39 protein-coding genes are annotated in these 24,034 nt (G+C 66.2%); 4 read left to right on the top strand and 35 right to left on the bottom strand.

All coding sequences use genetic code 11. The features are described 5' to 3' along the window. Positions 1 to 2 precede the first annotated feature (2 nt). The 17 genes from J2850_RS21335 to J2850_RS21255 all read right to left on the bottom strand — a co-directional run bounded on the left by J2850_RS21335 (position 3) and on the right by J2850_RS21255 (position 13,496). Entirely contained in the window at positions 3 to 365 is a 363-nt protein-coding gene (locus J2850_RS21335) for a hypothetical protein (RefSeq protein WP_209985969.1), read from the bottom strand. Then, the gene (locus J2850_RS21330; protein WP_209985966.1) at positions 362 to 1,975 is read right to left on the bottom strand and encodes a peptidase G2 autoproteolytic cleavage domain-containing protein; all 1,614 of its coding nucleotides are present in this window, start codon (positions 1,973 to 1,975) and stop codon (positions 362 to 364) included. The genes J2850_RS21335 and J2850_RS21330 overlap by 4 nt, the downstream gene beginning before the upstream one ends. A 1-nt stretch (position 1,976) precedes the next feature. Next, the gene (locus tag J2850_RS21325; protein ID WP_209985963.1) at positions 1,977 to 2,177 is read right to left on the bottom strand and encodes a hypothetical protein; all 201 of its coding nucleotides are present in this window, start codon (positions 2,175 to 2,177) and stop codon (positions 1,977 to 1,979) included. Beyond that, complete coding sequence (locus J2850_RS21320; protein ID WP_209985961.1) at positions 2,177 to 3,631, bottom strand: hypothetical protein; 1,455 nt, start codon at positions 3,629 to 3,631, stop codon at positions 2,177 to 2,179. Before J2850_RS21320 ends, J2850_RS21325 begins: the two co-directional genes overlap by 1 nt. A gap of 26 nt (positions 3,632 to 3,657) precedes the next feature. After that, entirely contained in the window at positions 3,658 to 3,930 is a 273-nt protein-coding gene (locus tag J2850_RS21315; RefSeq protein ID WP_209985959.1) for a hypothetical protein, read from the bottom strand. Between the two features lie 11 nt (positions 3,931 to 3,941). Further along, positions 3,942 to 5,474: a glycosyl hydrolase family 28-related protein gene (locus J2850_RS21310; protein ID WP_209985956.1), complete on the bottom strand. Its 1,533-nt coding sequence runs from the start codon at positions 5,472 to 5,474 to the stop codon at positions 3,942 to 3,944. Positions 5,475 to 5,483: 9 nt separating this feature from the next. Further along, positions 5,484 to 6,101: a phage adaptor protein gene (locus tag J2850_RS21305; RefSeq protein ID WP_209985954.1), complete on the bottom strand. Its 618-nt coding sequence runs from the start codon at positions 6,099 to 6,101 to the stop codon at positions 5,484 to 5,486. Position 6,102: 1 nt separating this feature from the next. Further along, complete coding sequence (locus tag J2850_RS21300) at positions 6,103 to 6,453, bottom strand: hypothetical protein (protein WP_209985950.1); 351 nt, start codon at positions 6,451 to 6,453, stop codon at positions 6,103 to 6,105. Then, a complete protein-coding gene (locus tag J2850_RS21295) occupies positions 6,450 to 6,623 on the bottom strand; it encodes a hypothetical protein (RefSeq protein WP_209985948.1) in 174 nt (57 codons plus the stop codon). The genes J2850_RS21300 and J2850_RS21295 overlap by 4 nt, the downstream gene beginning before the upstream one ends. An 81-nt stretch (positions 6,624 to 6,704) precedes the next feature. Beyond that, on the bottom strand, positions 6,705 to 7,658 hold the full coding sequence (locus J2850_RS21290; RefSeq protein WP_209985945.1) for a DUF5309 domain-containing protein: 954 nt from the start codon (positions 7,656 to 7,658) through the stop codon (positions 6,705 to 6,707). Between the two features lie 3 nt (positions 7,659 to 7,661). Beyond that, the gene (locus tag J2850_RS21285) at positions 7,662 to 8,702 is read right to left on the bottom strand and encodes a hypothetical protein (protein WP_209985942.1); all 1,041 of its coding nucleotides are present in this window, start codon (positions 8,700 to 8,702) and stop codon (positions 7,662 to 7,664) included. 25 nt (positions 8,703 to 8,727) lie between these two features. Further along, on the bottom strand, positions 8,728 to 9,018 hold the full coding sequence (locus tag J2850_RS21280; RefSeq protein ID WP_209985940.1) for a hypothetical protein: 291 nt from the start codon (positions 9,016 to 9,018) through the stop codon (positions 8,728 to 8,730). Then, positions 9,011 to 11,071 (bottom strand): portal protein, encoded by a 2,061-nt coding sequence (locus tag J2850_RS21275; protein WP_209985937.1) that lies wholly within the window; start codon positions 11,069 to 11,071, stop codon positions 9,011 to 9,013. The genes J2850_RS21280 and J2850_RS21275 overlap by 8 nt, the downstream gene beginning before the upstream one ends. Positions 11,072 to 11,088: 17 nt before the next feature. Continuing rightward, on the bottom strand, positions 11,089 to 12,396 hold the full coding sequence (locus J2850_RS21270; protein ID WP_209985934.1) for a PBSX family phage terminase large subunit: 1,308 nt from the start codon (positions 12,394 to 12,396) through the stop codon (positions 11,089 to 11,091). Continuing rightward, the gene (locus J2850_RS21265) at positions 12,368 to 12,679 is read right to left on the bottom strand and encodes a hypothetical protein (RefSeq protein WP_209985932.1); all 312 of its coding nucleotides are present in this window, start codon (positions 12,677 to 12,679) and stop codon (positions 12,368 to 12,370) included. The genes J2850_RS21270 and J2850_RS21265 overlap by 29 nt, the downstream gene beginning before the upstream one ends. A 71-nt stretch (positions 12,680 to 12,750) precedes the next feature. After that, entirely contained in the window at positions 12,751 to 12,984 is a 234-nt protein-coding gene (locus tag J2850_RS21260; RefSeq protein ID WP_209985930.1) for a hypothetical protein, read from the bottom strand. A 344-nt stretch (positions 12,985 to 13,328) separates the two neighbouring features. Continuing rightward, positions 13,329 to 13,496, bottom strand: a complete 168-nt coding sequence (locus J2850_RS21255; protein WP_209985928.1) for a hypothetical protein — start codon at positions 13,494 to 13,496, stop codon at positions 13,329 to 13,331. Positions 13,497 to 13,774: 278 nt separating this feature from the next. Here J2850_RS21255 and J2850_RS21250 point away from each other — a divergent pair, with 278 nt between their 5' ends. Beyond that, positions 13,775 to 14,107 (top strand): hypothetical protein, encoded by a 333-nt coding sequence (locus tag J2850_RS21250; RefSeq protein ID WP_209985927.1) that lies wholly within the window; start codon positions 13,775 to 13,777, stop codon positions 14,105 to 14,107. A 25-nt stretch (positions 14,108 to 14,132) separates the two neighbouring features. Further along, positions 14,133 to 14,525 carry a hypothetical protein gene (locus J2850_RS21245; RefSeq protein WP_209985925.1) on the top strand — a complete coding sequence of 131 codons (393 nt, stop codon included), beginning with the start codon at positions 14,133 to 14,135 and terminating at the stop codon, positions 14,523 to 14,525. A gap of 218 nt (positions 14,526 to 14,743) precedes the next feature. Here J2850_RS21245 and J2850_RS21240 read toward each other — a convergent pair whose 3' ends face one another. The 14 genes from J2850_RS21240 to J2850_RS21175 all read right to left on the bottom strand — a co-directional run bounded on the left by J2850_RS21240 (position 14,744) and on the right by J2850_RS21175 (position 20,733). Then, on the bottom strand, positions 14,744 to 15,448 hold the full coding sequence (locus J2850_RS21240) for a hypothetical protein (protein WP_209985923.1): 705 nt from the start codon (positions 15,446 to 15,448) through the stop codon (positions 14,744 to 14,746). Next, complete coding sequence (locus J2850_RS21235; RefSeq protein ID WP_209985921.1) at positions 15,445 to 16,110, bottom strand: recombinase family protein; 666 nt, start codon at positions 16,108 to 16,110, stop codon at positions 15,445 to 15,447. The genes J2850_RS21240 and J2850_RS21235 overlap by 4 nt, the downstream gene beginning before the upstream one ends. Before the next feature lie 180 nt (positions 16,111 to 16,290). After that, positions 16,291 to 16,524, bottom strand: a complete 234-nt coding sequence (locus tag J2850_RS21230) for a hypothetical protein (RefSeq protein ID WP_209985918.1) — start codon at positions 16,522 to 16,524, stop codon at positions 16,291 to 16,293. A gap of 104 nt (positions 16,525 to 16,628) precedes the next feature. Then, positions 16,629 to 17,195, bottom strand: coding sequence for a hypothetical protein (locus J2850_RS21225; RefSeq protein WP_209985915.1), 567 nt, complete (start codon positions 17,193 to 17,195; stop codon positions 16,629 to 16,631). Positions 17,196 to 17,199: 4 nt separating this feature from the next. Then, the gene (locus J2850_RS21220) at positions 17,200 to 18,042 is read right to left on the bottom strand and encodes a helix-turn-helix domain-containing protein (protein WP_209985910.1); all 843 of its coding nucleotides are present in this window, start codon (positions 18,040 to 18,042) and stop codon (positions 17,200 to 17,202) included. A 7-nt stretch (positions 18,043 to 18,049) separates the two neighbouring features. Beyond that, positions 18,050 to 18,244 carry a hypothetical protein gene (locus J2850_RS21215; protein ID WP_209985907.1) on the bottom strand — a complete coding sequence of 65 codons (195 nt, stop codon included), beginning with the start codon at positions 18,242 to 18,244 and terminating at the stop codon, positions 18,050 to 18,052. Then, entirely contained in the window at positions 18,241 to 18,471 is a 231-nt protein-coding gene (locus J2850_RS21210; RefSeq protein ID WP_209985905.1) for a hypothetical protein, read from the bottom strand. The genes J2850_RS21215 and J2850_RS21210 overlap by 4 nt, the downstream gene beginning before the upstream one ends. Then, a complete protein-coding gene (locus J2850_RS21205; protein ID WP_209985900.1) occupies positions 18,468 to 18,767 on the bottom strand; it encodes a hypothetical protein in 300 nt (99 codons plus the stop codon). Before J2850_RS21205 ends, J2850_RS21210 begins: the two co-directional genes overlap by 4 nt. Beyond that, entirely contained in the window at positions 18,764 to 18,967 is a 204-nt protein-coding gene (locus tag J2850_RS32365) for a helix-turn-helix domain-containing protein (protein WP_370878962.1), read from the bottom strand. The genes J2850_RS21205 and J2850_RS32365 overlap by 4 nt, the downstream gene beginning before the upstream one ends. Positions 18,968 to 18,984: 17 nt before the next feature. After that, positions 18,985 to 19,260 carry a hypothetical protein gene (locus J2850_RS21195; protein ID WP_209985895.1) on the bottom strand — a complete coding sequence of 92 codons (276 nt, stop codon included), beginning with the start codon at positions 19,258 to 19,260 and terminating at the stop codon, positions 18,985 to 18,987. After that, complete coding sequence (locus J2850_RS21190; RefSeq protein WP_209985892.1) at positions 19,260 to 19,634, bottom strand: hypothetical protein; 375 nt, start codon at positions 19,632 to 19,634, stop codon at positions 19,260 to 19,262. The genes J2850_RS21195 and J2850_RS21190 overlap by 1 nt, the downstream gene beginning before the upstream one ends. Before the next feature lie 3 nt (positions 19,635 to 19,637). After that, the gene (locus J2850_RS21185) at positions 19,638 to 19,922 is read right to left on the bottom strand and encodes a hypothetical protein (protein WP_209985890.1); all 285 of its coding nucleotides are present in this window, start codon (positions 19,920 to 19,922) and stop codon (positions 19,638 to 19,640) included. Position 19,923: 1 nt separating this feature from the next. Further along, positions 19,924 to 20,415: a LuxR C-terminal-related transcriptional regulator gene (locus tag J2850_RS21180; protein WP_209985888.1), complete on the bottom strand. Its 492-nt coding sequence runs from the start codon at positions 20,413 to 20,415 to the stop codon at positions 19,924 to 19,926. A 72-nt stretch (positions 20,416 to 20,487) separates the two neighbouring features. Further along, positions 20,488 to 20,733 carry a hypothetical protein gene (locus J2850_RS21175; protein WP_209985885.1) on the bottom strand — a complete coding sequence of 82 codons (246 nt, stop codon included), beginning with the start codon at positions 20,731 to 20,733 and terminating at the stop codon, positions 20,488 to 20,490. 97 nt (positions 20,734 to 20,830) lie between these two features. Between J2850_RS21175 and J2850_RS21170 the strand changes: the two genes are divergently transcribed. Next, positions 20,831 to 20,983, top strand: coding sequence for a hypothetical protein (locus J2850_RS21170; protein ID WP_209985882.1), 153 nt, complete (start codon positions 20,831 to 20,833; stop codon positions 20,981 to 20,983). A gap of 2 nt (positions 20,984 to 20,985) precedes the next feature. Here the strand turns inward: J2850_RS21170 and J2850_RS21165 are convergent, their stop codons facing one another. Then, a complete protein-coding gene (locus J2850_RS21165) occupies positions 20,986 to 21,276 on the bottom strand; it encodes a hypothetical protein (protein ID WP_209985880.1) in 291 nt (96 codons plus the stop codon). Next, positions 21,276 to 21,536: a hypothetical protein gene (locus J2850_RS21160; protein ID WP_209985876.1), complete on the bottom strand. Its 261-nt coding sequence runs from the start codon at positions 21,534 to 21,536 to the stop codon at positions 21,276 to 21,278. The genes J2850_RS21165 and J2850_RS21160 overlap by 1 nt, the downstream gene beginning before the upstream one ends. Here J2850_RS21160 and J2850_RS21155 point away from each other — a divergent pair. Next, positions 21,535 to 22,002: a helix-turn-helix domain-containing protein gene (locus J2850_RS21155; RefSeq protein ID WP_209985873.1), complete on the top strand. Its 468-nt coding sequence runs from the start codon at positions 21,535 to 21,537 to the stop codon at positions 22,000 to 22,002. The genes J2850_RS21160 and J2850_RS21155 overlap by 2 nt on opposite strands. A gap of 716 nt (positions 22,003 to 22,718) precedes the next feature. On the opposite strand, the gene J2850_RS21150 is transcribed toward J2850_RS21155, so the two are convergent. Both J2850_RS21150 and J2850_RS21145 read right to left on the bottom strand, forming a co-directional pair. Then, the gene (locus tag J2850_RS21150; RefSeq protein WP_209985870.1) at positions 22,719 to 22,988 is read right to left on the bottom strand and encodes a hypothetical protein; all 270 of its coding nucleotides are present in this window, start codon (positions 22,986 to 22,988) and stop codon (positions 22,719 to 22,721) included. Between the two features lie 79 nt (positions 22,989 to 23,067). After that, a complete protein-coding gene (locus tag J2850_RS21145) occupies positions 23,068 to 24,030 on the bottom strand; it encodes a hypothetical protein (RefSeq protein ID WP_209985867.1) in 963 nt (320 codons plus the stop codon). Positions 24,031 to 24,034: the final 4 nt, after the last annotated feature.

Genomic DNA, 24,034 nt, shown 5'->3' with positions numbered 1-24,034 from the left:
TTTCAGATCTCCTTCTCAAGAACGACGCACGCGCGCCGGTAATCCTTCAGCACGCGCTCCCAGCCAAACCGGCCGCCGCATTGCGCGCGGGTGCAGCCCAGGCGCTTCGCCCACGCCTCAATGACGGGCTTCATCGCGAGCAATTCCTCCAGGTCGCCGCCGACGAGGAAGAAGTTCACGGCCTTCAGCCGCGGGTATGTGCAGATCTCGGTGACGATCGCCGCCGACTTGCCCGGCCAGAACTGCAAGTTCCCGGCGAGGCAGCCCTCCCGGATGTCCTCGATCAGGTGCGTGCCGTGGGCATGCTCCAGCGCTGCCGCAAGCCATGGCTCGCAGCGCGCCCACTGTTCGTCGAATGGGCTCATCGGATGAACCAGCGCTCCACGGTTTCGCTCGCGTCTGCGAGCTTGCGCCAGCGGCTGTTGACCGGCTGGCCTGCGGTTATGGCGACTTGCCCGAGCAAGCCGACGATGACCCACTCGGGCCGCTGCTCGCGCGGGGTGTAGGGTCGGTCGGGGTCGAAGGCAGGGCTCAGGACCCGGGCGCCGTCGCCGTCGAGCGCCGGAGCGTCGTAGGCGTCCCGCAGGTATTTGCCGCTCCAGTGGTTCCAGGCGGCCGCACCCACCACCGTGCTCGTTCCCACCGGCCGGATCACGCCGATGATGTCGTCGGGCGGATCGTCAGCCGTCGCCGGCCGCACCCTCTCGCCCACCAGCACCACCGTCGTGCCGACCGGGATCGCATCGCCGGACAGGCTCTCGAAATACTCGGCGTAGTCGGCGGGGCTCGACATCGTCGTTCCGCCGTCGCTCGCCACCTGGCCGGCGCCGTTGACGACGAACTCGGTGTCGGCGCCCGATGCGAAGTTGCTCTGGCAGACCAAGAAGTTGTAGGCCGACGACCCCGATCGGTCGCACATGAGGGCGTGCAGGCTGCCGCTGTAGCTGCCGTTCTGCACGTAATACTGGGCGAGCGTGCCGGAGGAGCCGAACTTCTGGGCGTAGAGGGCCACGCCGCTGTCCGCGCGGAACTGCCCGGCGTAGCCGCCGCTGGTCACGCTGCCATAGACGCCAGCCTTGTCTCCCTGGCCCACGACCCCATAGCCGCCGTCGGACTTGCCCCAGACCCCAGCGTCGCCCGGCGCGCCAGCCCCAGACGACCCGTTGTGGTAGCCGTAGACGCCGCGCGCGCCGACGTTGGAGGCGATCCCATAGACCCCATTCGCGCCGCCCCGGCCGTAGACCCCAGCGTGCGTGCCGTCGCCGCACTCGCCCCTGACCGCGTCGTTGGTGGCCGAGACGCCGTGCACCGCATAGCCGCCGCTGCTGTTGGCCGCCACGCCCTTGCCGCTGCCCGAGGTCTGGACGTCCAGGCCGTTGCCCGCGAAGCTGCCGTTGTTGCAGATGACGCTGACGCCGCCACCGGTGCCGGACTGCTCGAAGCGACCCGCGAACGTGCCCGCCGAGGTCTGGAAATAGGCGAGCTGCTGCGTGCCGCCGGTGATGCTGATCCTGCCGCCGAGGATCTCCGCGGCGTAGAGGGTCAGGTCGACGGCGATCTCGCCGGCCGTGATCTTCGACGCCGACAGGTTGGCGATGTTGGCATCGTTGACGATCAGGTTGTCAATGCGAGCCTCAATCGCCTCGATATCGCCGGCCAGCAGGCTCAACACGATGGCGTCGCCAGCGACCACCCGGTTGGCCAGGACGAGCGTCGGAATGTCCGTCTGCGCCAGCTTCACCGCGCCGTCGACGAGGTTCTCCGTGTCGATCTTGACGATCTTCGCGGCCCGGCCGAGTTTCGGCACGACGCCCGGGGGGGCGGCCGGGCTCACATAGACGTTGCCGGCGCCGTCGACCGCGGTGTTCGACGGGCCGGGCGTCAAGGATGCGATCGCCTCCCGCAGCGGCGGCATCAGCCGGTCGAGATACTGCTCCGCCGGCTCGTTCGCGCCGCGGATAGGCAGAAGCGCCATGTCACACCCCTTCGCCTTGCTCGATCACCTCGTATAGGGCGTCGAAGTTCTGCGGACGGATGGGATAGCCGCCATCGGAGCCTTCGACGAGGTAATCGCCCGGTCGACCGACGAGCTTGGTCTGCCGAAAAGCGCGCTCGAACGGCTCGGTCAGGATGCACGCGTCGAGAACGCGGCCAGTTTTGCGACATTTCACCTTCATCAGATGCGCCCTCCTCGGGATCCGTACAAATCGAAGCCGCTCAGCGCCCAATCAGCACCGACCGTGTCGGACCTGACTTCCAGCGTCAGGAACCGCCCGGACTTGCGAAGGCGGATCGGCTCGAAGCCGTCGTCAACGGTCAGCCAATCCGACCAGGATGGCGTGTCGTCCAGGTTGTTCTGCCCGCCGAGCCGCACCTTGACCGTCCCGGCCAGCCGGCGGAGCTGGAGGCTCAGCGTGTCGATGTAGGACCACGCCCGCGCATCGTCGGCGGCGAACGGCCTGGTCTGGACGTAGGCCACCATCGCCACGCCCGCGCCCGCATCGACGCCGACGTTGTGCGTCCACAGCTTGCCGGCGGAGATGCCGATCGGATACCTGAAGGCCCCCAGCCGCGGCACCCAGGCGCTGCGGCCATAGTCCTCGATACTCCACGAGGCATTCGGGATCCGGAAACTGATCGTCACCGTCGGCTCACCGGTCCCGATCGTCGGCAGCGACCACTTGACCGCTTCCGTCGATGCGTCATAGGTGGCGCAGACCTTCGAAAGCTGCGTCGTGTCGAGGCTCTCAGCGATCCACGACCGCAACGCCGGGGTGTCGAGGTACTCGTAGGTCACGCCGTCGGTCTTCCAGACGCCGGCCTGGCCGAAGCCGTAGAGGATGCGGTTCACCTCGACGACGCTGGTTTTCCCGACCGCGCCGATGCCGCGCAAAGCCGGCTGGACGCCAAAGTAATAGGGCGCGCCGGTGTAGCTGACGACGTACATGTCGGCTTTGCCGAACACGGCGATGCTCTCGCCCCAGGTCACCGCGGCCTTGATCTCTCCGTCCATGTCCCTGATGGGCAAGTCGCCGGCCGAGTTGGTGTCGGTCGTCTCCCAGGTTTCGGGGTTGTCGGCATCGCACCACGCGAAGGTGCTCTTGCCGTTGCCTGCGTCCCAGCCGGTCAGGTTGAAGGCGAGAATGTGCGGGCCGCGCCGGACGAAGATCTCCGCCGTCGAGAAGTTGACGCCAGCGAGCGGGGCAAAGCTGCCGGTCGCCTTCCAGATTTGCGGCGCGTCACGGCCGTTCGTCGCCAACTCCCAGTTTCCGAAGCGCTCGAACGACCACGCCGTCGCCGGGTGCGTGCTGGTCTCGTCTTCGTAGCCGGTGTACCCGGTTCCCAGTTCCGTGACGGTCGCGCCGTTCCAGGCGTAGAGCTTCGTCTGGTCGCCGAAGAAGACGCGGCTGATGCCGGCCTCGTCCTGGAGCGCGTCCGCCCCCCGGATGACGCCGGTTGCGCCGCTGTCGACCACGGACACCCAGCCGGCCAGCTTCTCCGGGCCGCCGTCCTTGAAGATCACATTCCGGCCGTCGCGCCACAAAGGGCAGTCCAAGGCGTGCGTGCCCTTGAACAAGCCGCTCTCGGTCAAAGCGTTGGCGCGGATCGAGATGAGGGGGATGCTTGGCATCTTGTCGCGTCCTCAAGGGGCGGCGATCAGCAGTCCACGGCGCCGGAGAACTCCGGCAAAGCCTTGATCGCCGCATACACATCCGCCCGAGACGGATCGCCGGAGCCGAGATCAGAGAAGGGGATGCGCATCTCGCATACCGTCATAGCGGATGCGCCAGAGTGCCGCGCCTCGTCGGAGGCGTATCCGAGCACGGCCACCTCGGCGAACCCTGCCTGATAATCGAGCCTCAATGCGCCGACGCGGTGATAGGTGGCCGGAACGCCAAACGCCGACCGCGTCTCTTGATGAAGAGCCATCGCGCCATCCCTCAGAACGGTGTCTGTGAAAGAGATCGAGAAACCTCCATCCAGACGCTTCCGTTGTAACGGAACGTCAGAACGTCGGCCTTGTTGTTCAGGGAAGTTGCAGTGAAAGAGCCGCCAGCAAAGCGTATGTTTGCATTCCATCCGGCGACGGTATAGTTACCGCCGTTGTATACGAGGCGCAGCGTTAGCTCTTGACCTGCTTTCCCGTTCGTGAAATCGACGGAAGTAACATTTCCTGTAAGGCTGTAGTTCTGGAAACTGCTCTTTGATGCGTCGATAGTGGCTGCGCCAGAACCTGCCTGACTAAAGTATGTGTCGTAGTGGACGCCGTCCTTTGACACACCCGAAGCGGTGGTGGTATCCGCCCGGCGCCACGTCTCCAGGTCCCCGGTCTGGCCGGTCTGCTGCGTGGTGCGCGTCGAGAACGCCCAGGTGTCCTGGGCGCTCTGCTTGATGTCGAAGCCGGTAGCCGGCGGCACGCCACGCGACGTGTACCCGTCCTGGCCGTGAATGTAGATGTCGCGGATGCCTTCGCAGTAATAGACGCGCCCGGTTGTGTGTGGAAAGAACGATGCTCCGACGACAAGAACCTTCTGCCCTGAGCTACCGATGTGAATGGGGTTGTGGGTCGAGTAATCGCCCGCAACGAACGCGTCCCAACCGCCGACTTTCTTCGTCTCGAAGCGTGTTCCGTGGATGTCAAGGCCGTTGATCGCCTTGAACACCATTTGATTTTGCCCATTCGACGGCGCCTCACACGAGCCACCAACGAAGGTCCACTGACTGTGCGATGCCTCGGTGTAGACGCCATGCAGGCAGGCGCCCCACTCGGCATCCACGAAAGTCAGCGCGTTGACCTCCGCGCTTGTCGGGGCGACGTACACGCCATAGCCGGCGCTGAACACCCGCGTCCCAATCCACGTCCCGAAAGCCACGTAATCGCCAGATGCGACGTCGAACTTGTACCCTATGCGCGCCGTCGTCCCGGCATAATCTGGAAACAGAACATGAACGTTGTCAAAGACGAAGTTCTGCGACGAACCGCCGAAGAAAAAGGCTGCGCCATCACCAGTCATTTGCACGGCCATATGACGGAACGAGAAACCATCTGTCCCGGCGCTGATCGTGATCGCGTTCCCGGTGCCGGTATAGTGCAGCACCGTCTCCAGTCCGGCGCCGTACAGATGAACGGATTGGCCCAGCGTGAGGCCGGTCCCGAATTTGTAGGTTCCGGCCGGCAGGAATACAGGCTTTCCGCTGTCAAATGCGGCCTGAAGCTGCGTCGAGCAGTCAGCGACGCCGGTCGGGTCGCACCCGTAATAGTTCAGGACGTTCGCCACGTCACCCCAGCGATCCGCGAGCGTTCTGGCCGCAGTCCCGTCAGTAGCCGTCACCGCGGCGCCCGAGACGGCATCCACGTCCAGCTTGGCCGGCACGATGTCGCCCAGGCGCTCACCCCCCACCGTCGCCTCGTCGACGGCCGGGCCCACGACGTCGGAAACGCCGGTGATGACATCGCTCCATGTGGTCGTCATGGCATACCCTCACGGCACGTAAGAGGTTGGGCGTATCGCGAGCGCGGAGCCGGATTGCGCCGCCCGGGCATCGGAGGCCATGAGGCCGTCCATCGCAGCCTTGTAGAGGGCGCCCCAGGTGATGATCCGCTCGTCTTCGCGCAAGAACGGGGCGCTCTGCATCAACGTGCCCCACAGGTACAGGTCCGGCGCAGCGGCGAAGAGAGCGTTCGTTCCATCCTCGGCGAGCGGCGGCACCTTGGCATAATAGGTCATCTCCAGGGTCGGGGAGCCGCTCGGCGTCGGGTAGAACTGGAACTCCCCGCCCTTGATCGTGTAGTAGGCCGGCGTCCCCGCCTCGCCCCCGGCCTTCAGGGTCGCCATCTGCTGCGGCGTCACATACTCCAGCACCACGACAGGCGACGCTGAGACGGTCAGGGACACCGCTTCAATCCAGTCGGGCGGCAGCGCCTCGTATTCCTCGTCCAGCACGGCGGTGGCGCGCTTGATCTGCAGCCGGAGCCGGAGCCGCCGACCAAAGTCGGCCTCGGCGAGCACAACGAGGTCCGGGATGACTGCGGTCAGGTCGTCCCGGTTCAGCCAGGACGCCGCAGACGCCAGCAGGTCGGCATACGAGGCGAGCGCCATGTCAGTGGGCCTTCTTCAGCGGCGCGACGATGTCGCCGGGGGCGGTCAGCAGGTACCGCCAGTCGGGGTCATGCAGGCGCTTCCAGACCGCATCGGCGTGGTCGGGGTCGTAGACGTTCAGGCCGTCTTCGTTCAGCCACTTCATGACGATGATGTCGGGGATGTGAGCCTGCCGCTTGAGGTTGCGGTCGCGGCTGTAACCGTCGTTCTCGTTCGCCATCTTCTTGTTGAGGTCGATGGCGGCGCCGACGTCCTGCCGCTGCTCGATCAGGAACGAGCCGTCGGGCTGACGGGTCGTCCATACCTCCATGCCGTTCTCGCGCCGGCGGAGGAGCTGCGGGGCGGCGCTCAACCGAGCCTCAACACCTGCTCGTTGGCCTCCAGGATCGCGGCGTCCTCAGGCGTGACTTCCACGATTTCCTTGAAGCCCAGCGGCTTGCCGTTGGCCCACGGCTGGGTGTGCACGATGCACTGCACCTTGACCAGCGCCAGAGCGGCGTCGGTCTTCTTCGGGTCGGCCATGTCGATGCTCCAGAAAGGCGAAGGGCGCCCGGTGAGGGGCGCCCTTTCGCAAGGTCCGGCCCGGGGCCGGGGAGGAACTGGTTACGTCAGGTCGGCGATCAGGCCGTGGGCCTTCTCGTTGGTCATTTCGAGGGTGAATTCCTCGATGACCTGGAACTTGTCGGCGTCGCCGGTCTTCGCCAGCATCTCCGTGAACATCTTCCGGAGGTTGGCCTTCTTGACCATCTTCGGGTCGATCAGCAGGGCCGTGCGGTTCCGCTGGAAGATGCTCGGCACGACGGACAGCTTGCCGAAGTTGGACAGGTAGACGTCAGCGCCGCCGACGATCGTCACCTGGGTGTCCTTCGGATTGTCGACGCGGTTCAGCGCGATGCCGGTGAAGGCCGAGAACGCCGTCTTCTGCGCCGGCCCCAGGAACAGCATCGTGGGCTTGCCGCCGTTGGCGAAGCACGACTGCATGACCGTGTCGAGCTGCGACTGGGCGAAGGCGCGCTGGGTGCCATCGGTCGGAGCCGCGACGGTGCCGCCGGAGAAACCGCCGTTGGCGCCCGAGGTGCCTCGGCTGACGTTGGAGGTGATCCAGCTCTCGAAGCCGGCCGCGGTGGCGGCGGTGGTCGAGTTGCCGGCGGACGAGGCGGTGTTCTGCAGCAGCGTCGCTTCCACGTCGCGGCGCAGCTCCAGGCCCTTCAGGATCTTCTGCTCGTCCAGCTCGTCGGAGACGCCGGCCACGTCGACCGCCTGGGCCGAGCCGGACACGGTGCCGGACTTCTTGGCGATCTGCAGCCTGTTGCCGACGCGCACGCGCGGGGTGGCGGCCTGGGCCGTGGTGTCGTCGCCCTCGACGCAGGCGTTCGAGGCCGAAGCGGCGGCGAGCGCCTGCGTCTGCCACTCGTGATATCGGGCGGTCGCCTTCGACTTGCCGATGTTGCTCTGGAACTGGACCTCGGTGATGTCGATTTTCGACACCACGTCCGACAGATCCTCGCGAATGCCGACCTGGGCATAGGTCTGCACGGTGTTGGTGGGGGCTGCCATTTTTTACTGCATCCTCTTGGCTCGGAGGAGGGCGACGGCGTCTTTCACGTCGCCACTGCGCTCCAGACGTTTGACCAATGCGTCACGGTTCTGCGTGTCGGTGCGGCCGGACGAGGTGCCGGGCCGCTGGACCTGCGGGACGGGCTTGGCGGCGGACTGCACGCCGGCTTTGGCGCGGTCGTAGAGCATCGCCTTGCGGGCCAGCACGACCAGGCGGTGGTCGTCGATGCCGTTCAGCAAGGTGTCGTCATAGCCGTACTCCTTGCCGAGATACGCCATGACGTCGCCGAACTCCTTCTTGGCGGTCGCCGGCTCTTTCCAGCCTTCGATCGCGTCGACGAGCTTGGCGTTCTCCTCCGCGAGCTTGGCGGCGTGGCGCTGCTGCTGCTGCTGCTGCACCTGGGCGGTCACCCGCTGATGCTCAGCCATCGCAGCCTGCAGCTTCTGCGCTCTGGCATCCCAGTCAGCCTTGGCTCGGACATAGCCGGCCGGGTCTTCCTGGGCGAGGCGCTGCCAATCCGGCTCCGGCCCCATGTTCGCCTGCAGATCCTTCGCCAGGAAGGCGAGGTTCTGCGCATACCGTGCGCGCTCAGCTTCCACCGCGGCGGTCTGGGCCTCTGCGGCCTTGCGCGCCTCGGCGGCTTCGGTGGTCTTCGCCTGGAACGCGCGGTCCCGCTCGCTCTCCCGTCGCGCAACGACCTGCTGCACCTCGGGTGGGGGCGCGAGAAAGGCATCCTGATCGGCTTTCGACCACGACTTGGGCGGCTCGATGGCCGGCGCTTCCGCCGGTTCGGGCTCTCCCTGGTCGCTCGGCGCTTCTTCGTGCGCCTGCTCCGCCTCGGTGGCGGCATTCTGGGCCGGCGGCGCCTGCTCCGTGACGGGCGGCGGCTCGCTGGCGGGTGTCTCGGGCTCCTGCCGGGCGCTGCGCAGCAGGCCGACGGCATCGGAGACGGAAAGGGATGTATCGGCGGCCGGTGCGGCGCCTCCCCCATCGTCGGGGGCGCGCAGGATCATCAGCCGGACGGCTCGGACAGGACTGGTCACGCTCTATTCTCCGTGGATGGGCTGGTCAGATCAGGCCGAAAAGCTTCTGCCGCTCGCCCATCCGGGCGATTTCGGCCGCTTCGGCGTCTGCCAGCTTCCCGTGTGCGGCCACTTTCTCCAGGTGGGCCTTGACCTTCCCGACGATCTGCACGGCCTGCCACAGCCGCTCCCGCGCGTCGGTGTCGCGGGCGCCGGTGGAGCGCCACCCGGCGATGTAGTCCGCCTCCAGTTGGGCGAAGGCCTCGACCAGCAGCGGGTCGTCCAGCAGGCGTTGCGCATGCTGGCCGCGGTTGATGTCCTCTTGCAGGTCAGCCAACCTCGCCTCCCATCCGCACCGGCTGGATTGCCGCCCTGGTCTGGGCGTTCAGCGCCGCGGTCTCCCGCTGGAGCTGGATTTCCGCCACCATGCGCTCGCGGGCGAGCTGCATCTCGGCCTCCATCTGCTGCTGCTTCAGCGCAAATTCCTGCTGCATCTTGGCCCGCTGCAACTCGATGTCGGATTGGGCCTTCTGCTGCTCCAGTTGCAGCTTGGCCTGCGCCTCCATCATCTTCGGATCGGGCTTCGGCTGCTCTGGCGGCGCCTGCGACGGGTCGGTAAAGTACGGGTCGACCGTCTTCAGGCCGCTCAACTCGACCAACTTCTTGAGGGTGTTGAAGACGTTCTCCGTCTTCACCAGCCCCATGCCGCCCGCCATCAGCGCTTCCTTCTGGATGCCCAGCAGGTTCATCAGGCTGACGGTCTGCGCCTCCTTCGTCCCGTGGCCGATGCCCACCGTCACCGTCAGGTCGTTGCGGGTCTTCCACTGGCGCGGGCTCACCGGGACCCACTGGTTTCGCAGCTTCACCGTCCGTTCGGCGCTGTCGTGGCTCCGGATGACGTGGTGCAGCAGCCAGAACAGATCCTTGATGCCGGTCTCCGCGAAGATGCGGGCGATCAGCTTGATGCGGGCCTGGGCCGCCGTGAACGCCTGGGCGACCGCGGTCGCGCTCTGGTTCTGGAGCGCGTTGGCGTCCAGCCCCTGGCCCTGTCGCGTCACGCCGGTGCGCTGCTCGCGGACCTGATCCACATACTCGATCAGCGGCAGGACGTTGTTGCCGATGGGCGTGCTCGGGATCGGCACAAGGCCACCCGGCTGGCGGGTGCGGATGATGCCGCCCGGCCGGCTGGTCAGCAGATCGTCGAGCGTCTTGTTGCCGGCGTGGCTCTCCGACACCTCCATGCGCTGGTTGTTCGCCAGGGCGGCGTTGTCGAGAAGCTGGCGCAGCAGGAAAGTCTTGATGCGCTGGATCTCCATCACGAGGTCGGCGATCGACCGCCCGAAGAAGCGGTGCGTGACCGGGACCGGCGTGATGGACGCGAAGGGCATGGCCTCCACCGGCTCATTGTCCGGCTGGCCGCCCTTGGTCAGGACGGTTTCGGAGGTGCCGGCCGTCGTGATCTTGCGCAGCTCGGCGACGCCGTCGCCGTCATAGTCCAGGCGGACGTAATGCTCGGTGACCTCGATCTCGCGCATGGAGCGGTTGATGTCGCCGGCATAGCTGTCTTCCTCGCCGTCGCGGCGGGACAGGGCCTCTTCGGTGTCGGCGTCGCCGGCAGACGGCAGGCTCTCCACCAACTCCCGGTCATACCCCGCCTCGATCAGCTCCGACACGCTGCGCCGGACCTTGTGATAGCAGTAGGGGCTGTCCTTTATGGTCTTCGCCCGGCGGCTGATGCCGAACTCCTCCGGCGGCACGCAGGCGACCTTGGCGCAACCGTAGGGCTTGCGGCGCATGACCGTGACGTCGTGCGTCTTGGCCGGCGGCAGCGGCGTCAGAGCCGTCCCGCCCATGGCCGCATCGGCGACCGATCCGCCGCGCTCGGTGTGCTCCACCACCTCCACTTCGGGATCCGAAGCGATCAGCGCATAGACGTCGTCCGGCAGGTCATAGAAGGTCTCCCGCTCGGCGGTCTCGCCGGCCTCCCACCACACCTTCCACACGCCGTTCTTCTGCAGCAGCGCGTCCTTGATGCCGCTGTACAGCAGCATGAAGCCGTCGTTCTGCTGCATGAAGACGTGGTTGACGTAGTCGGTCTCCTGCTCGGCCGCCTCCTCGTCCTCCGGCCCGACCGGCTCGAAGCGCACGACCTCGTCGCCGGAGCAGAACACCTCGATCAGCGACGGCATCAGCCCTTCGACCGTGTCGGCGACGTCCGTCGAGACCGCCTTGGAGCGGTCCTTGGGCGGCACCATGTCCGGCATCTCGCCCAGGTAGTAGTCCATCGCGCCCGACCGCTCCTTGGTCAGGTCGCCGGAGACGGACGAGCCGAGCGCGGACGCCTTCTCGGCCTGAAGGATGGCCTTCATCTGCTCGGTGGTCATCGGCATGTGGCGGGTCTCCAGGCTCAGGCGAGGCCGAGCGGCGAGTAATTCAGGTCGCGGCTGAAGTTGGCGCTTCCGGACGGCTCTTCGTACGCCACGCACATGAGCCCGAATGCGTCGGATCCGTGCGATGACCAGTCGTGCTCCGGCCCCAGGCCGATCTGGCGTGTTGGGTCGCGCTTCTCGTGGTAGGCGCCAAGGGCGGACCGACCAGGCTCCGTCGGCTCCTCGTTGAACCAGCAACGCGGGAACAGCCGGCGAGCGGCCTCGATGCGGAACATCGCGGCGCCGCGCCCCTGGTTCGGGATCACGGTCACGTCGTAGCCGGCATCCCGCAACGCGCTCTCGTAGGAAACCGCGAACACCTTGTCGTTCGTCGCGCCGTCATGCGGCAGCCAGATTTTCGCCTTGCCGGGCTCGTAGCCCTGCTGGCGCATCCACGCCACATGCGACGCCAACGGCTGCCCGACGGCCTCGTAGTAGTTCAGGACGCGGATTTCCTTGCCGATGAACTGCACGGCCCACAGCGCGAAGGCGTCGGCCTTGGCGCCGGTGCCGCCGATGTCGACGAACAGGCGGACCGTCATCAGCGGGTCAGCCGCCACGCGGCCAATCCGCCCCTGCTGCTTCGCCGCGGTGAGCGAGGCAGCGAAATAGGCGCCCTCAAACACCGTCTTGAAGCCCCCTTCCCAGATATGCTCGTACTGGTCCGGCCGCTCGCGCTGATCGCGCTGACGATCGCGCTCCAGCTTGGCCGGAAAGCGTGGATTGTCCCGCCAGTTGATCTCCACGACCTTGAACCGCGGGTCCTTAGCCTCCCGGAACCGCTTGTGCGTGGCGCTGGTCTTGCGCTCCGGGTTCCAGGTGACCCACAGTTCGCTGTCCTCTTCGCGGAGCGTCGGGATCAGCTTCGTCCAGGCCTCCTCCGTCACCGGCTCGGCCTCATCGACCCAGCACAGCAGGATACGAGCCTTGGACTTGATGCTGTCGATGTTCCGATCCAGGCCGCTGAACTTGTAGGCGACGCGACCGCATTTCGTCCGGACGTATTTCTCTCCGATCTCGAAGTGATCGTTGAGCCACGGTTCCGACTGGATCGCGGCCTTGATCTCCTCCAGCGAGCTGTCGTCCAGCGAGTTCATGAACTGGCGGGCGCAGAGGATGATGCCCTCTCGACCGGCCATGCTCCACATGTAGGCGCGGACGGCCGACATCTTGGCGAAGGAGCGGGTCTTGGCCGATCCGCGCCCTCCATATGCCCCGCGCACGTCCGCCTCGCCCTGGAACACCGGCAACAGCTTCTCAGGGATCTCGATCTTCGCTGTTGCCATCGGTCAGGGCCACCAGTTCGATGCGGGTCACCGTGTTGATCGGCCCGCCCCCCGGTCCGGAGTGCTGGGCCTCGATGCTGGACAGCTTCGGGTGGACGTACGGCGCTGCAGCCTTCGCAGCCTCCAGCTTCGTCGCCGTGTCCGTGGCCTCATGCATGATGTCCAGCAGCACTTCGAGCGGGCTCTTGCGCTCGGCGATCGCCCTCTCGGCGATCTCACGCGTCCGCTTCGTCGCAGAGCCCGGCTTGCGGCCGGCGCCCTGTCTCGCACCCCCGCGCGCCATGATGATTTCCTTTGATTGAGTTCAGCCGGACTGATTTCCGGGCAGGTTTTCAAAGCGCCGGTCGGCGGTGGTCAGCAGGTCGTCCCGCCCATCCCCATCGGACAGCCGGGCGACATGCAGGCATAGCCATAGACCTTGTTGTGGTCGAACTTCATGCCGCATTTTCCGCACTGGACGCCCTTCTTCCCCTCCGGCTTGGCGGGGACGAGTTCATAGTCCGGGTCGGGGACAATGCCGGGCTGCGGCGTGGCCTGCGCAGAGGCGCGCGCCATCAGTTCGTCCAGCATCCTCTGTCGGTCGTTCATGTCAGCTCCCTTTGTTCTGGCGGTGCTCCCACCACAGTCCGAGCACCGCCCACAGAAGGAGCGGCGACCAAATCGCAAGGTGGCACAGGAACTCGCCCAGGATGTCGAGCATCGCGGCTCCCCTCCATCAATCTCCCCGGCACCCTCTCCAGCGCCGGCCGCAGCCGCTCGGTCACGCGCTCATAGGCGCGCCGCTGCAGCTCCTGCCTCACCCCCTCCACCACGGCCAGCATCTGCGCCAGCACGCCAGAGGGGACCCCGAGCAGGTCAGTCATCGTGGTCCACGTAGACCATGGACAGCACGAACAGGATCATCGCCATGGCCATCAGGATCAGGTCGGCGCTCATGATTTCGCCCTCCACTCCCGATAGGCCACGGCCAGCCGCAGCCCCAGCAGGAGCGCGCCGCCGGCAGCCATGGAGCCCTGATAGCCGTAATGGATCAGGTCGAGCCACCAGGGCGAGGACAAGGCGCCCGCCGCGGTGGCGATGTCGGTGACGGCTCGCGGCATGCGGGGCCTCCAGAAACGCGGAAACCCCGCGCGGCGGTTGCCGGCGGGGCTCTTCACGGGCGCGCTTCGCGCCTGAAACTGTCAATACACCCGAGATTACTAACAAATCGTAAACGCATAGGGGGTAGAGCGTGAAAATCGACGGACGCGGCATGACCATCGGGGGCCGTATGGCTGTCGCGGGCTCGCGCGAAAAATGATCACGCCTGCGGGAATTCCCTCTTGCGTCTACTCTCTGCTGAGAGTATATCTATCACATCAAGACGACGGAGGCGACGATGGCCAACCTGATCACCAGCCAGCACTACCTGAACGACGAAATCGTTGAGGAGAAGCGCGCCGCTCAGGACTACGTCGTCACCCTCTCCCCCGAGTTCGAATATGCTGGCGAGCGGTATCAGGTCATCATCGACGGCACCCATTCGCTGGCCGCCGCTCTGCTGGACGGCGTCGAGCCGGAAGTCGAAGTTGCCGGCCGCGAGAACGACACCATCAGCCTGCTGGAGCGTGGCAACATCGAAGGCTTCCTAGAAGCCCAGTGGACCGATGGCGACTATCACCACTTTGGCCTGGAGTTCGTCGAGACCGGCCGCCCGTGCCTCGTCTGGTAATCACCGCCCCACAAGGAGACAGAGCATGACCACGATAGAAATCGTCTCGACCTATGACAGTCAGGTCAACGCGGCCACCGGGAAGATGGTCGCCAAGCGCCACCAAGCCGATTTTGAGCCAATCCGGAAATCCGGTCAGTATACCCTGGGATGGGCAACTGTCGGCGATCTACGCTTTCCTGCCATCACCACGCCATTCACCCTCTCTGCCAAGCACGGCGGCGGCGTATCCGTCCTGACCGTTTCTGACTGGCAATCCGATTGGTCATGGGTCGATCTCACCGATGATGAAAGCCTGAGGCAGATGATCACCACCGGGTGCGGGAAAATCTGCAACCCGGCGACGATGGGGGATAGTGACGTCATCGCCAACAGCTTCATCGATTGGGACGCGCTTAAGAAAGATGATAGCGAATGACCGGCCAAGACCTCCGCGCTGCCCTCGTCCGGCTCTACGGAGAGGGCAGCGACTACCATCTGGTAGAGGCTGCGCACTCGGACTTGGGAGCGCCAAAGAGCGGCCTGTACAAAGCCCTCCGCGGGGAGCCCATTGCTGTCAAAGTCCCTCTCGAAACCGTGCTGCGGGTCAAGGGCGCTTTCGGTTGACCGCGCGCCCCGCTCTCCACTGATGCCGCGTCACACCACCCCCACCACCTCCCATGACGTGAGCCGCGCCCGCTGCAGCTCCGCGGCCACCACCTCCATCGCAGTTTCGAACCGCTCCACGATCGCATGGCCGTGGTGCCACATTCCGACGCTCGGCCAATAGTCCAGCGGGCAATACAGCACCTCGACGCTCTCGGCCTTGTGTCCCACCACCTCGCGCCTGCCGCGGCCTCGGAACTCCCGGATCGGCGTCACCACCGCGACCCGCTCGGCCACTTCCAGGCGGTAGACGATCTGCTGGCCGGTCGCCGGGTAGACGGCCTGGCCACGGCGGGCGTCGGCGTCGGCCGGCGACGGCATGGGCTGGGGCTGCACGGTGGGCCGCTCCGGCGGACAGCCGATGCGGGCATGTTCGATGACCAGCAACCGGTCGGCCTCAGGCAGCGTCCACAGGGCGGCAATCACGGGCCCGACATCGGCGTGTCGCTCCCTGCCCAACCCCTTGTGCTGGCCGCCGTCCACCCAGCATCCCAGCTCATCGAAGCGCAGCATGTCGGCGACGCCGTCGGTCGACCGGGCGCAAGGCTCGTCGTCCCAGCCGGCGGCCTCGCCGATCGACCGCTGATCCCTGATCGCCCAGACGACCATGTCCCAGGCGGTGCCGGAGCGGGTGCGGGCGGTCACGGTCACCGGCGGGCGGGCGGCGAAGGTGGCGGGTGCGGGCATCACGGTCATGCTTCGGCTCCTTCGGCGGCCTGGAGGATGGTGGCAACGGTGGATTTGCTGATGGACGCGCCGGCGGCGGTCAGCTCGGCAGCGATGCGGCGGACGCCATGGCCGGCGGAGCGGAGCGCCAGCACCTGGGCGCGGAGGGCGATATGCCCGCTTAGATCAATATCTCCGTCATCGGTGACGGTGGCGCCTACGGGCGCCTTGCCTCCGAGGTAGCGGCCGCGGGCCTTCTGGTCGCGCTTCACGTCACGGATGCGTTCGCGGATGCGGTCGCGCTCCGCCTCGGCAAAGGCCGACGCCATTGTGAACATCAGCTTGCCCATCGGCCCGGCGGTGTCGCCGCCCAGGTCGATCAGGTGCAGGCTAACCCCCTTCGCCCGCAGGTCGGCCAGCACGCTCAGCGCATCGACCGCGCTGCGGAACACGCGGTCGAGTTTTGCTGCGATGACTATGTCGCCCGTCACCAATACTTCGAGCAGCGCCCGGCCCTCGGGGCGCTCCGCCAGGGGCTTGGATCCCGAGACGCCGCGCTCCTCGTAGACATGGGCGATGGTCAGCCCGTGCATCTGGGCGTAGCCGTCGATCATGCGTCGCTGGACCGAAAGGCTTTCGCCTTCAGAGGCTTGGCGATCCGTCGAGACCCGAGTGTAAGCGTAGACGGCCACCTTCAGCGCTCCTGTCCGATTGTCGATAAGGTATTACTGGACACCATTTCCAACCCGTTCGAGTGCAGGTGCGCCTGGACACCAGAATTCGGAGAATGAAAAACCACGGAGACTTCCAAGTATTCGTAGCATCAAACCCGTTGCCGAAATCTTGAGAGCCACTTTTTCTTCCGGAAACACTCACCCGCCAGAACTCGCCACCCCTTCCCCGCTCGCGGATGCTTTGGTGACTTCTGTGGCGAGGATCGCGCGGACCTCCAGCCCTAGCGGCGTGATGGTCCATGTGGTCCGCCCGGAGGTGCCCCAGACGCTTCTGACAAGGCACCCCACCACGCCGGCGGAGACCGTCTTCTGCGCCAGCCCATACAGCGGCGTCTCCAGTCGGCGGTCACCCTTCGCTTTCCGATCCGTCACGCGCTCCGATCCGTCGGCTGGTAGCCACAACAGAGCGCCTCGCTGGGCAGGCGTCAGGGCCGCGGCCAGATGCGCCACGATGGCGCGGCGCAGTTCCGCCGGCTTCACAGCGCCACCTCCCCTTCGCGCCGCTCGCCGGGCTTCGGGATCCGACGGAACCCCTTCGTCTCGGCCATGACGCGGCGAACCACGTCCCGGTGATCCTCCGCCTGTTCGTCGGCCGGGCTGTCGACCAAGGCCGGCTTACGTCCGGACGTGCCGCCGGTGATCTTCGCGACCATCTCAGCGACGGCAGCTTTCTGCTCCTCGGTGGCGAGCGGAACGCTGTCCACCCGCTCCGCCGGCTTGGCCTTCATGGCGGCGGCGCCCAAGCGGCGGAGGCAGTGCCGGCGGCGGGACAGTTCCTCGCTGATCGGCGCCAGCAGTTCGGCCGGTTTCGGGAACCACTTGCAGCGCAGACGGGCGGCCTTGCATGCTTGCCGGACGAGGTCCAACGGCACGTCCTCGAAGGTTTCCAGGTACACGTCGGCGATGTCGTCCCAGTTGTCCGGCGCGCCGAACAGGGCCAGCGTCTTTTCCAGCTCGACGGCGATGGCGCGGGGGTCGGCCGGGATCAGCATGGCTTCGACCGACGCGACCGCCTGGTGGACAGCCTCCAGCGGGACCGGCACGGCCTCATGGCTGACCCAATCGTCGATCCACCGCGGCAGCGAGCCCGGCTCGACGACGCTGAGTTGCCTCGCTGGCGGTTTCGCGGTGGGGAGCAGCGGGTTTTGCGGCTTGGACATGGGCGGTTCCTTCGGTCGGGGGAGCGTTCTTGGTCGCGACGGCATCGGCGACGGCGCGGTCGAAGTAGCTCAGCGTGTCGGGGGGTTTTCGGCCGGTGGAGGCGTAGCGGCGCATGGCGCCGGCGAAGACGGCTCGGCAGAGGTCGGGGTCGGCGCCGGAAGCAAGCCAGCGGTCGGCGAAGACGAGGTCGGTGCCGGCCGGGTAGGCTCGGGCCTGATGCTCGCCGTAGGCTGCGATCCGTTCGGCGTCGAATGCCCGGATCACCTCCACGCCAGGGCTGATTGCCCGCGCGCCCTCTTCGCTTCGCTTAACTTCAGTAGAGGTAAGTTCTTCCATATAGGGGGAAGAAAACCCCGCAATCTGGCTTGCGTGGTTTGCGTGGTTTTCGTCGTCTAAACCACGCAAAGGCTCTTGCGTGGTTTGCGTGGTTTGCGTGGTTTCTCCGCCGGCCAGTTCGCGGCACCGGCGGAGGTCGATGCAGTGTTCCGCCGCCCGCCCCCGGCCGCCGCGGTCGCTACCCGCGACGATCAGGATCCCTGCGTCGCGCAGCTTCTTCACGATGTACTGGACGTTGCGCGGGGACATGCCGCAGTCGTCCGCCACCTCCTGCACGCGCAGGGCGATGCCGCCGCCGTTCTCGTCCGCCTCCTGGGCGAGACGGATCAGCACCAGCTTGTCAGCGGCCGGCAGCTTGACCTTGAAGCATGCTTGGATGACGGAGGGGTTCACGGTCAGGCTACTCCGCGGCCAGCAGGTCGGGCTGCGCGGCCCGCGCCTCGGCGCGACGGGCCATGCGCTCGTATTCGGCGGCGAGATCCTCCAGACCGATCGCCGCCGCGCTGCCGCCCTTCGTGCCGGAGCGGATCAGCTTGGCGCGGCTGCGGGCGACGGAGGCGGCCAGCACCAGGCCGGGGGCGGTGTCGGGGGTCATGACCGACCCCCAGCCGCCACGCGGTCGCCCTGTGCGGTCCGGAAATACAGCAGGTCGCGCGGGACGCGCCGGCTCTCGACCAGCCCCATGCCGACCAGGCGCTCCAGCACCGGCTTGACGGCCATGGGCTCCTGCTCGGCGTACCGGGCGATGTCGGCGGCCCGGTGTGCCGTGTTGCTGCGGCTTCCGGGTGTGGCCAGCAGGACGGCGCGGGTTTCGGGGGTCATGCTGCGCCCCGCGACTTCCGAACACCCTTCGCCAAGCGCATCACCAGCAACTGCACGTCGACCGCGCCGGCCTCGTCGGTGGCGACGGACTTGACCAGCACCGTGGTAGAGATGCCGACTTCTTTGCTGACGGCCGACAGCAACTTCTGCATGTTGGCGATGGCGCCGCCGACCGTTTCAGCCGTCAGCAGCTCGCCTTCGTTCGGGACAACCCGAAACCCGACAATGCTCTTCTCGGTCATCTGGGCGATCAGTTCGCCATCCAGTTCTTCATGGCATTTGGGGCAGGCGGTCATGCGGCCTCCTTTGGGAATTCCACAACGACCCGCCCGCCCAGCGCAGCAGCCCACAGAAACAGGGCCTCCACGTCGGGGAGCATTGAGCCGTTCTCGTAGCGGGAGAGGGTCGTTTGCGCCCGGCCCATGGACCGGGCGACTTCGTTCTGCGTCCGGCCCTGGCGGGCGCGCTCGCGGCACAAAATATTCGTGACACGCATAAGGTCCGCGCCCGCGCTCATGACCGCGCCCCGTTCTTCCAGGCATTCGCCCGGACACGGGTGGCGCGCTTCGCTGCGCTGTTGCCGCCCCGGTTGGTGCGGGCCTTGGCCGCCTCGGTGGCGATGCCCATGGCGCGGCGCTCGTACTCGACGATCATCTCGGGGGTGACGCGACAGACGGCGGCGCCCTTGGCGATGGCGGCCTCCACCATGCCGGCCAGATCGAGCGCACCTTGCCGAGCGCGGGTGTTGATGGTGCGGATCGGGAAGCCCTGCAGGTCGGTTCCGGCCATCAAGCGGCCCTCCCCCAACGGAACCGACGGCGGCGCGGCTTTTCCGCCCGGCCATCAGCCCCATGGAACGCCGCCTCGGCGAAGCCCTTCCCGAAGTGGACGGCCAGGGCGACGAGGTCGGTCAGCGTCCAACGGGCCGTGCCGTTCAGCTTGTCCATGCACTGCCGGGGCGACAGGCGCAGGATACCGGCCAGATGATGGGCGGGCTTCACCGGCGGCAGGCGACGGCGCACAGCGCGGGTGATGTTGCACAGGACGATCTTCAGCCCGGAGATCCCGCGCAGCAGTGCGGCCTTACCGCGTTGGCGGCGGGTACCACTATTACGGGGCGTGGGTTCAGAATGTTCGCCATGAACGACATGATCGAACGGCATGGCTCAGACCCCCGCGGCCAGGGTGGCGGCCAGAGCAAGCAGCAGCGCGGCCCCGGCGGTGACGGTCAGGTGCCGTGCTTCACCGCGGCGCGCCCAGCCGACAAGCGCGTTCGGCCAGGTCAGAGATGCCCCGTTGGCGGCCTGCCGCGCGCCGCCTGGATGCGGCAGGAGGCGGAGGAATGGGACGATGCCGGCCGGCCCGACCTTGCCGCCCACTGCCGGGCGACTGCGGCCAGCATTGAGCGCCGTGATTTCGCCGAGCGCCCCCTGTGCGTGCTGATGGGCCATGTCAGCGACCCTCCATGACGGCGCGCTGGTGCGCTCGGAAGGCCGCCGCCGCGGTGGTCCTCGTGCCGCCGGTCACCCGGCGGATACGGCGGAGCGCCAGCTTGACGACGGGCATGTTCATGCTCAGCCGGTCGGCAATCTCCTTGTCCATCGCGCCGTCCGCCACCAGGGCGAGGACAGCGGCATCCCTGATGCTGAGGCGGTCGATCGCCGAGTGGTCGGCTGCGTCCGCGGCGAGCGGGGCGAGCATCGCGCGGCGCGGGACGCCGAGGCGGGTCATGCCGTCCAGCACGTGGGCCTTAGCCGTCCCCTCGCTGATCTGCAGCGCGCGGGCGATCTCCTTGTTGGTCTTGCCGGCGGCGGCCAACTCGACCGCCTCGCGCTGACGCATGGTCAGGCCGCCGAGGGCATCGCGAAGGTGGCAAGAGCCACCACCCTTTGCGCCGTGGACGGACACACTACCGGTGGTATAGGAATGGGTCTGGGAGAGCATTTCCTTGTCCTTTGCTGTTCGCGAGAGCCGGCCAACGTTGGGAAGCGGGGCCGGCTCTTGCTTTGTCGGGGTTCAGGCGTCCGCCCGCTCGCGGCGGACGGGGGAAAGGCCGGCCGTGGTCTGGTTCGCCTCGGCCAGCATCCGAGCAGCAGCGGCGAGGCTGGCGGACCGGCTGCCCTCGACCGACCGGCGCAGGCTGTCCCGGAGCGCCGCAGAGCAGGCGTCCAAGCAGCTATCGCAGGCGGCCCAGTAGCAGCCGGGAGCGGCGACGGCCCGCAGGTCCACGGCCAGCCCGCAGGGGCAGCGGCAGGGCTTCATGCGGCACCATGCGTGCTGGAGGTTGCGGCCGGCGCCATGACGACGCCGGCCGCGCGTGCTACCGTGGGGTTGTCAACACCAACCACGGAGCATTCGAATGGCGACCAAGAACGAGACGACCGGGAAGAAAGCGGCCGCCGCCGCATCCAAGGTGCTGCGCGATCCGAAATCGAGCGCAGCAGCGAAGTCGGCTGCAGGATCGGCGCTGACGCAGGTCGCGCCGAAAAAGCCGAGCGGAGGAAAGAAGTAGCCTCACGCATCGTCCAAGCCCTCGCTCACGGCGCTTTGCTGGAAAGCCACGGTGACGTGTCGGTTCAGGGCGTCGTGGGCGAAGGCCGGAACCAGAGCCAAGGCGACGGCGCCTTCCCGGCAATCGATCACCGTGCGGGCGCCGCCGCGCATGTCCCAGGCCACGAGCGCATAGCCGGCGAGATCACTGCCGAACTCGGAGTGCGCAGCCTCGGCCTGCTCGCCGATCTGCCGAACAATCCGCTCCGCCCGATCGGATGCCGGGGTGAACTCTGTGATCGAGCGCGCCGCCATCACGACGCCCTCGCTTCGGCGGGAGCGCGGCGCGATGCGCGGCGTTCTGCGCGCCGGGCCGCAAGCTGCATGGCCACCTCGTGAAAGTCCTTTTCGGAGACTTTCCCGCGGGTGACCTCGCGCATGCGGGCCATGATGTCGGGTTCAGGGTACCGAAGCCCGTCCTTGTAGCGGCGCACAGCTTCGGCAGACACGCCCAGGAGGTCCCCCATTTGTGCGAGGGTGATCCGGCGCTTTTCGAGAAAGGATGCGAGCTTCATGCACCTACATCACCACAGTGGTGATATCGGCGTCAAGCCCTTCGTCACCGAAAATCACCGATGTGGTGATAGCATTGTTTTCACCGCTGCGGTGAAATTCGCGGTGATGAAGCACCCCAATCGCATGAAGGAATTGCGGGAGGCGCGCGGCTTATCGCTCCAGGCTCTAGCCGATGCGGTGAACTCGTCCCCACAGCAGATGAACCGCCTGGAGCGCGGGGAACGTCGGCTGTCCGATCACTGGATGGCCTTGATTGCGCCCGTCCTCGGGGTTGAGCCGTGGGAATTGCTGCCCGGCGCGCCGCCGAGGGCTACGTCTGACGAGGAAAAGGGGCATTTCTTCGAGATCTTCAACGCTCTGGACGGCGAGCACCGCCGGACGCTTGAAACGGTGGCCTTGGGCCTCCTTGCCGCGCAGCAAGCGAAAGGGCCGCCTTCAGAAGACGACGACGACCATCCTCGGTAAGCTGATCGTAGATGGCCTCCATCCTGCGCACATCGTCGCCTTCCACCTTCCACTCCCGTGCCATACCCGCTCACCCCTGAGTAGAACAAAATAGGAACACACTCACAACAGCCTGACACGAGATCTTCTCGAAAGATCTCGCCTATTGCTCGAAGATAGGAATGAAAACAGGTCGCGCGACGCGCCTTGGTTGGGGCGCGGTTAAGCGCAGCAAGGGGTTTTCCCCTACTGCATGCGCGGATATGTAAGTCAGCATTCCCATGTGGCCCGCCTCGTGCAAATCTGACCCGCCCCCGGAGGGCCGGACAGGTGAGTTTCGGCCTCGTGCGCACGTTGCGCCGAGACGATACCCTGGACGAGGTAGCGCTCGTTAAAGGCCGACTGGTCAGTTAGCTGCTGACCGGTCGGCCCTTCCGCCGGTGGGTGCCCGCGGATTGCTCACATCTTAGCCACACGATTATCGGTGTGTGTAGTCCAAATTGGTTACGCCATCGTAACGTGCATGCGGGGGTATGTCGGTTAGCGCCTCACGCAGCCTCGGCGCCGACACAGTTCGGCAACAATCTCGAAAATTCCGCTGCAAAATGCGAAAGCTGGCACGGCGCGCGACGCAGGATGCGAGGTGACGGATTGTGACATGCGACAGGCTGTCGCAGGGCGGACACGAAAAAGCCCGCCGGCCAGGTGGCGGGCGGGCTGTCGGGTGGGGTGAGGCGCTATTTCAGGCTGACGCCAGCGGCAACCGCGGCCAGGATCGCGCCGACGAGCACGGCGAGCACGGTCCAGAGGTAGCTCTTGCCCGGCTTTTCGGCCAGCTTCTCCAGAAGTTCGCCCTTTACGGTCGCCAGATCGGCTTTTGAGGCCGCCTGAGCCATCGCGCCGTTAAGCCGCTCGTCGATGCGGATCAGCATCGGCATGATCTGGTCGCTGAGCAACCGTTTGATCTCGCCGACATCCGTTTCAAGCTTTGCGACGCGCTGCTCCATGGGGTCGGAGTATAGTTCATCGGCAGGCGGCCTTCCAGAGAAGCCGCCGGGCCGATCGCCGCCAATGGGGGTAGCTGATCTATCGCCTCTTGATCGCCTTCTCAAAGCCCTGCTGATATCGCGCGTCGAGCGCCTCGCCCTCCTTGACGTGAGCTTCCAGCTTAGAGGATATGCTGCTCAGGCTCTGAACGGCCTCATTGAACGGCCCAATCGCTGCAGAGTTGGCGAAGAGGATCTGCCCAGACGGAGCCCGCTTAAATCGCCCGCTCTCCCGCACAAGGATAGCAAACATGTTCACTTCGGAGCGGAACTGCTGGGCCTTGAGATCAAAAAGAGATTTGAAATATGGCACGTAGTCTCTGTGCCGGTTGTCGATCCCATCCATGAGGGGCTTGGTGATTTCTACACCGTATTCGCCGGATCGCACCCCCTCCGATATGCGCGCCCTCTCCCTGGCAAACAGCACTTCAACCTGCGCCTCCGCCATCCGAGCATTGCTTTCGGCTATTATCGCCGCCTGATGCAGGCGGCGGAGATCTTCCGTGCTGGCGGACGCAACATCGATGGGGGCGTCTAACTCGGCTGGGGCTAATTTTGCGGCTGCGGCGGAGATCTCATCGATGGTCCCCTTCGCCGCATCGACCGCGATCTTAGTAATCGCGGCAAGCTTATTCCCCGGCGCCGCTTCCAGTTTAGCCATAAGGTCAAAGGGGCCGGCCGCGTTCGCAAGCAAGTCTCGGAACTGATAGGCGTCACGCGTCATCATGACTTTGCCAATGTTCAGCGAGACCAGGAGCGCAAGAGATAGCGTGAGGCCAGTCGCCCCGCGCATCCAGCGGCGACTTCCGCCGGTGAATGGGGTCGCCATCGCCCGTCCAATAGCAAGACACGCTATGGCTGAGCCGATCATGTACCCGATGCCATCTGATGGGCGCTCGTAGATGTAGCCCCCAAAACCAATCACGACGGCGCCGATGGCAAAGAGCGCCACCAGATTGTAGCCACGCGTCCCGCTTCGCGGCCTGTGTTCGATCACCGACATATCG

Source organism: Azospirillum picis (assembly GCF_017876115.1).
GTDB lineage: Bacteria > Pseudomonadota > Alphaproteobacteria > Azospirillales > Azospirillaceae > Azospirillum > Azospirillum picis.
The sequence above is the reverse complement of the archived record's forward strand: the minus strand, read 5'-3'. Positions and strand labels throughout refer to the sequence as shown.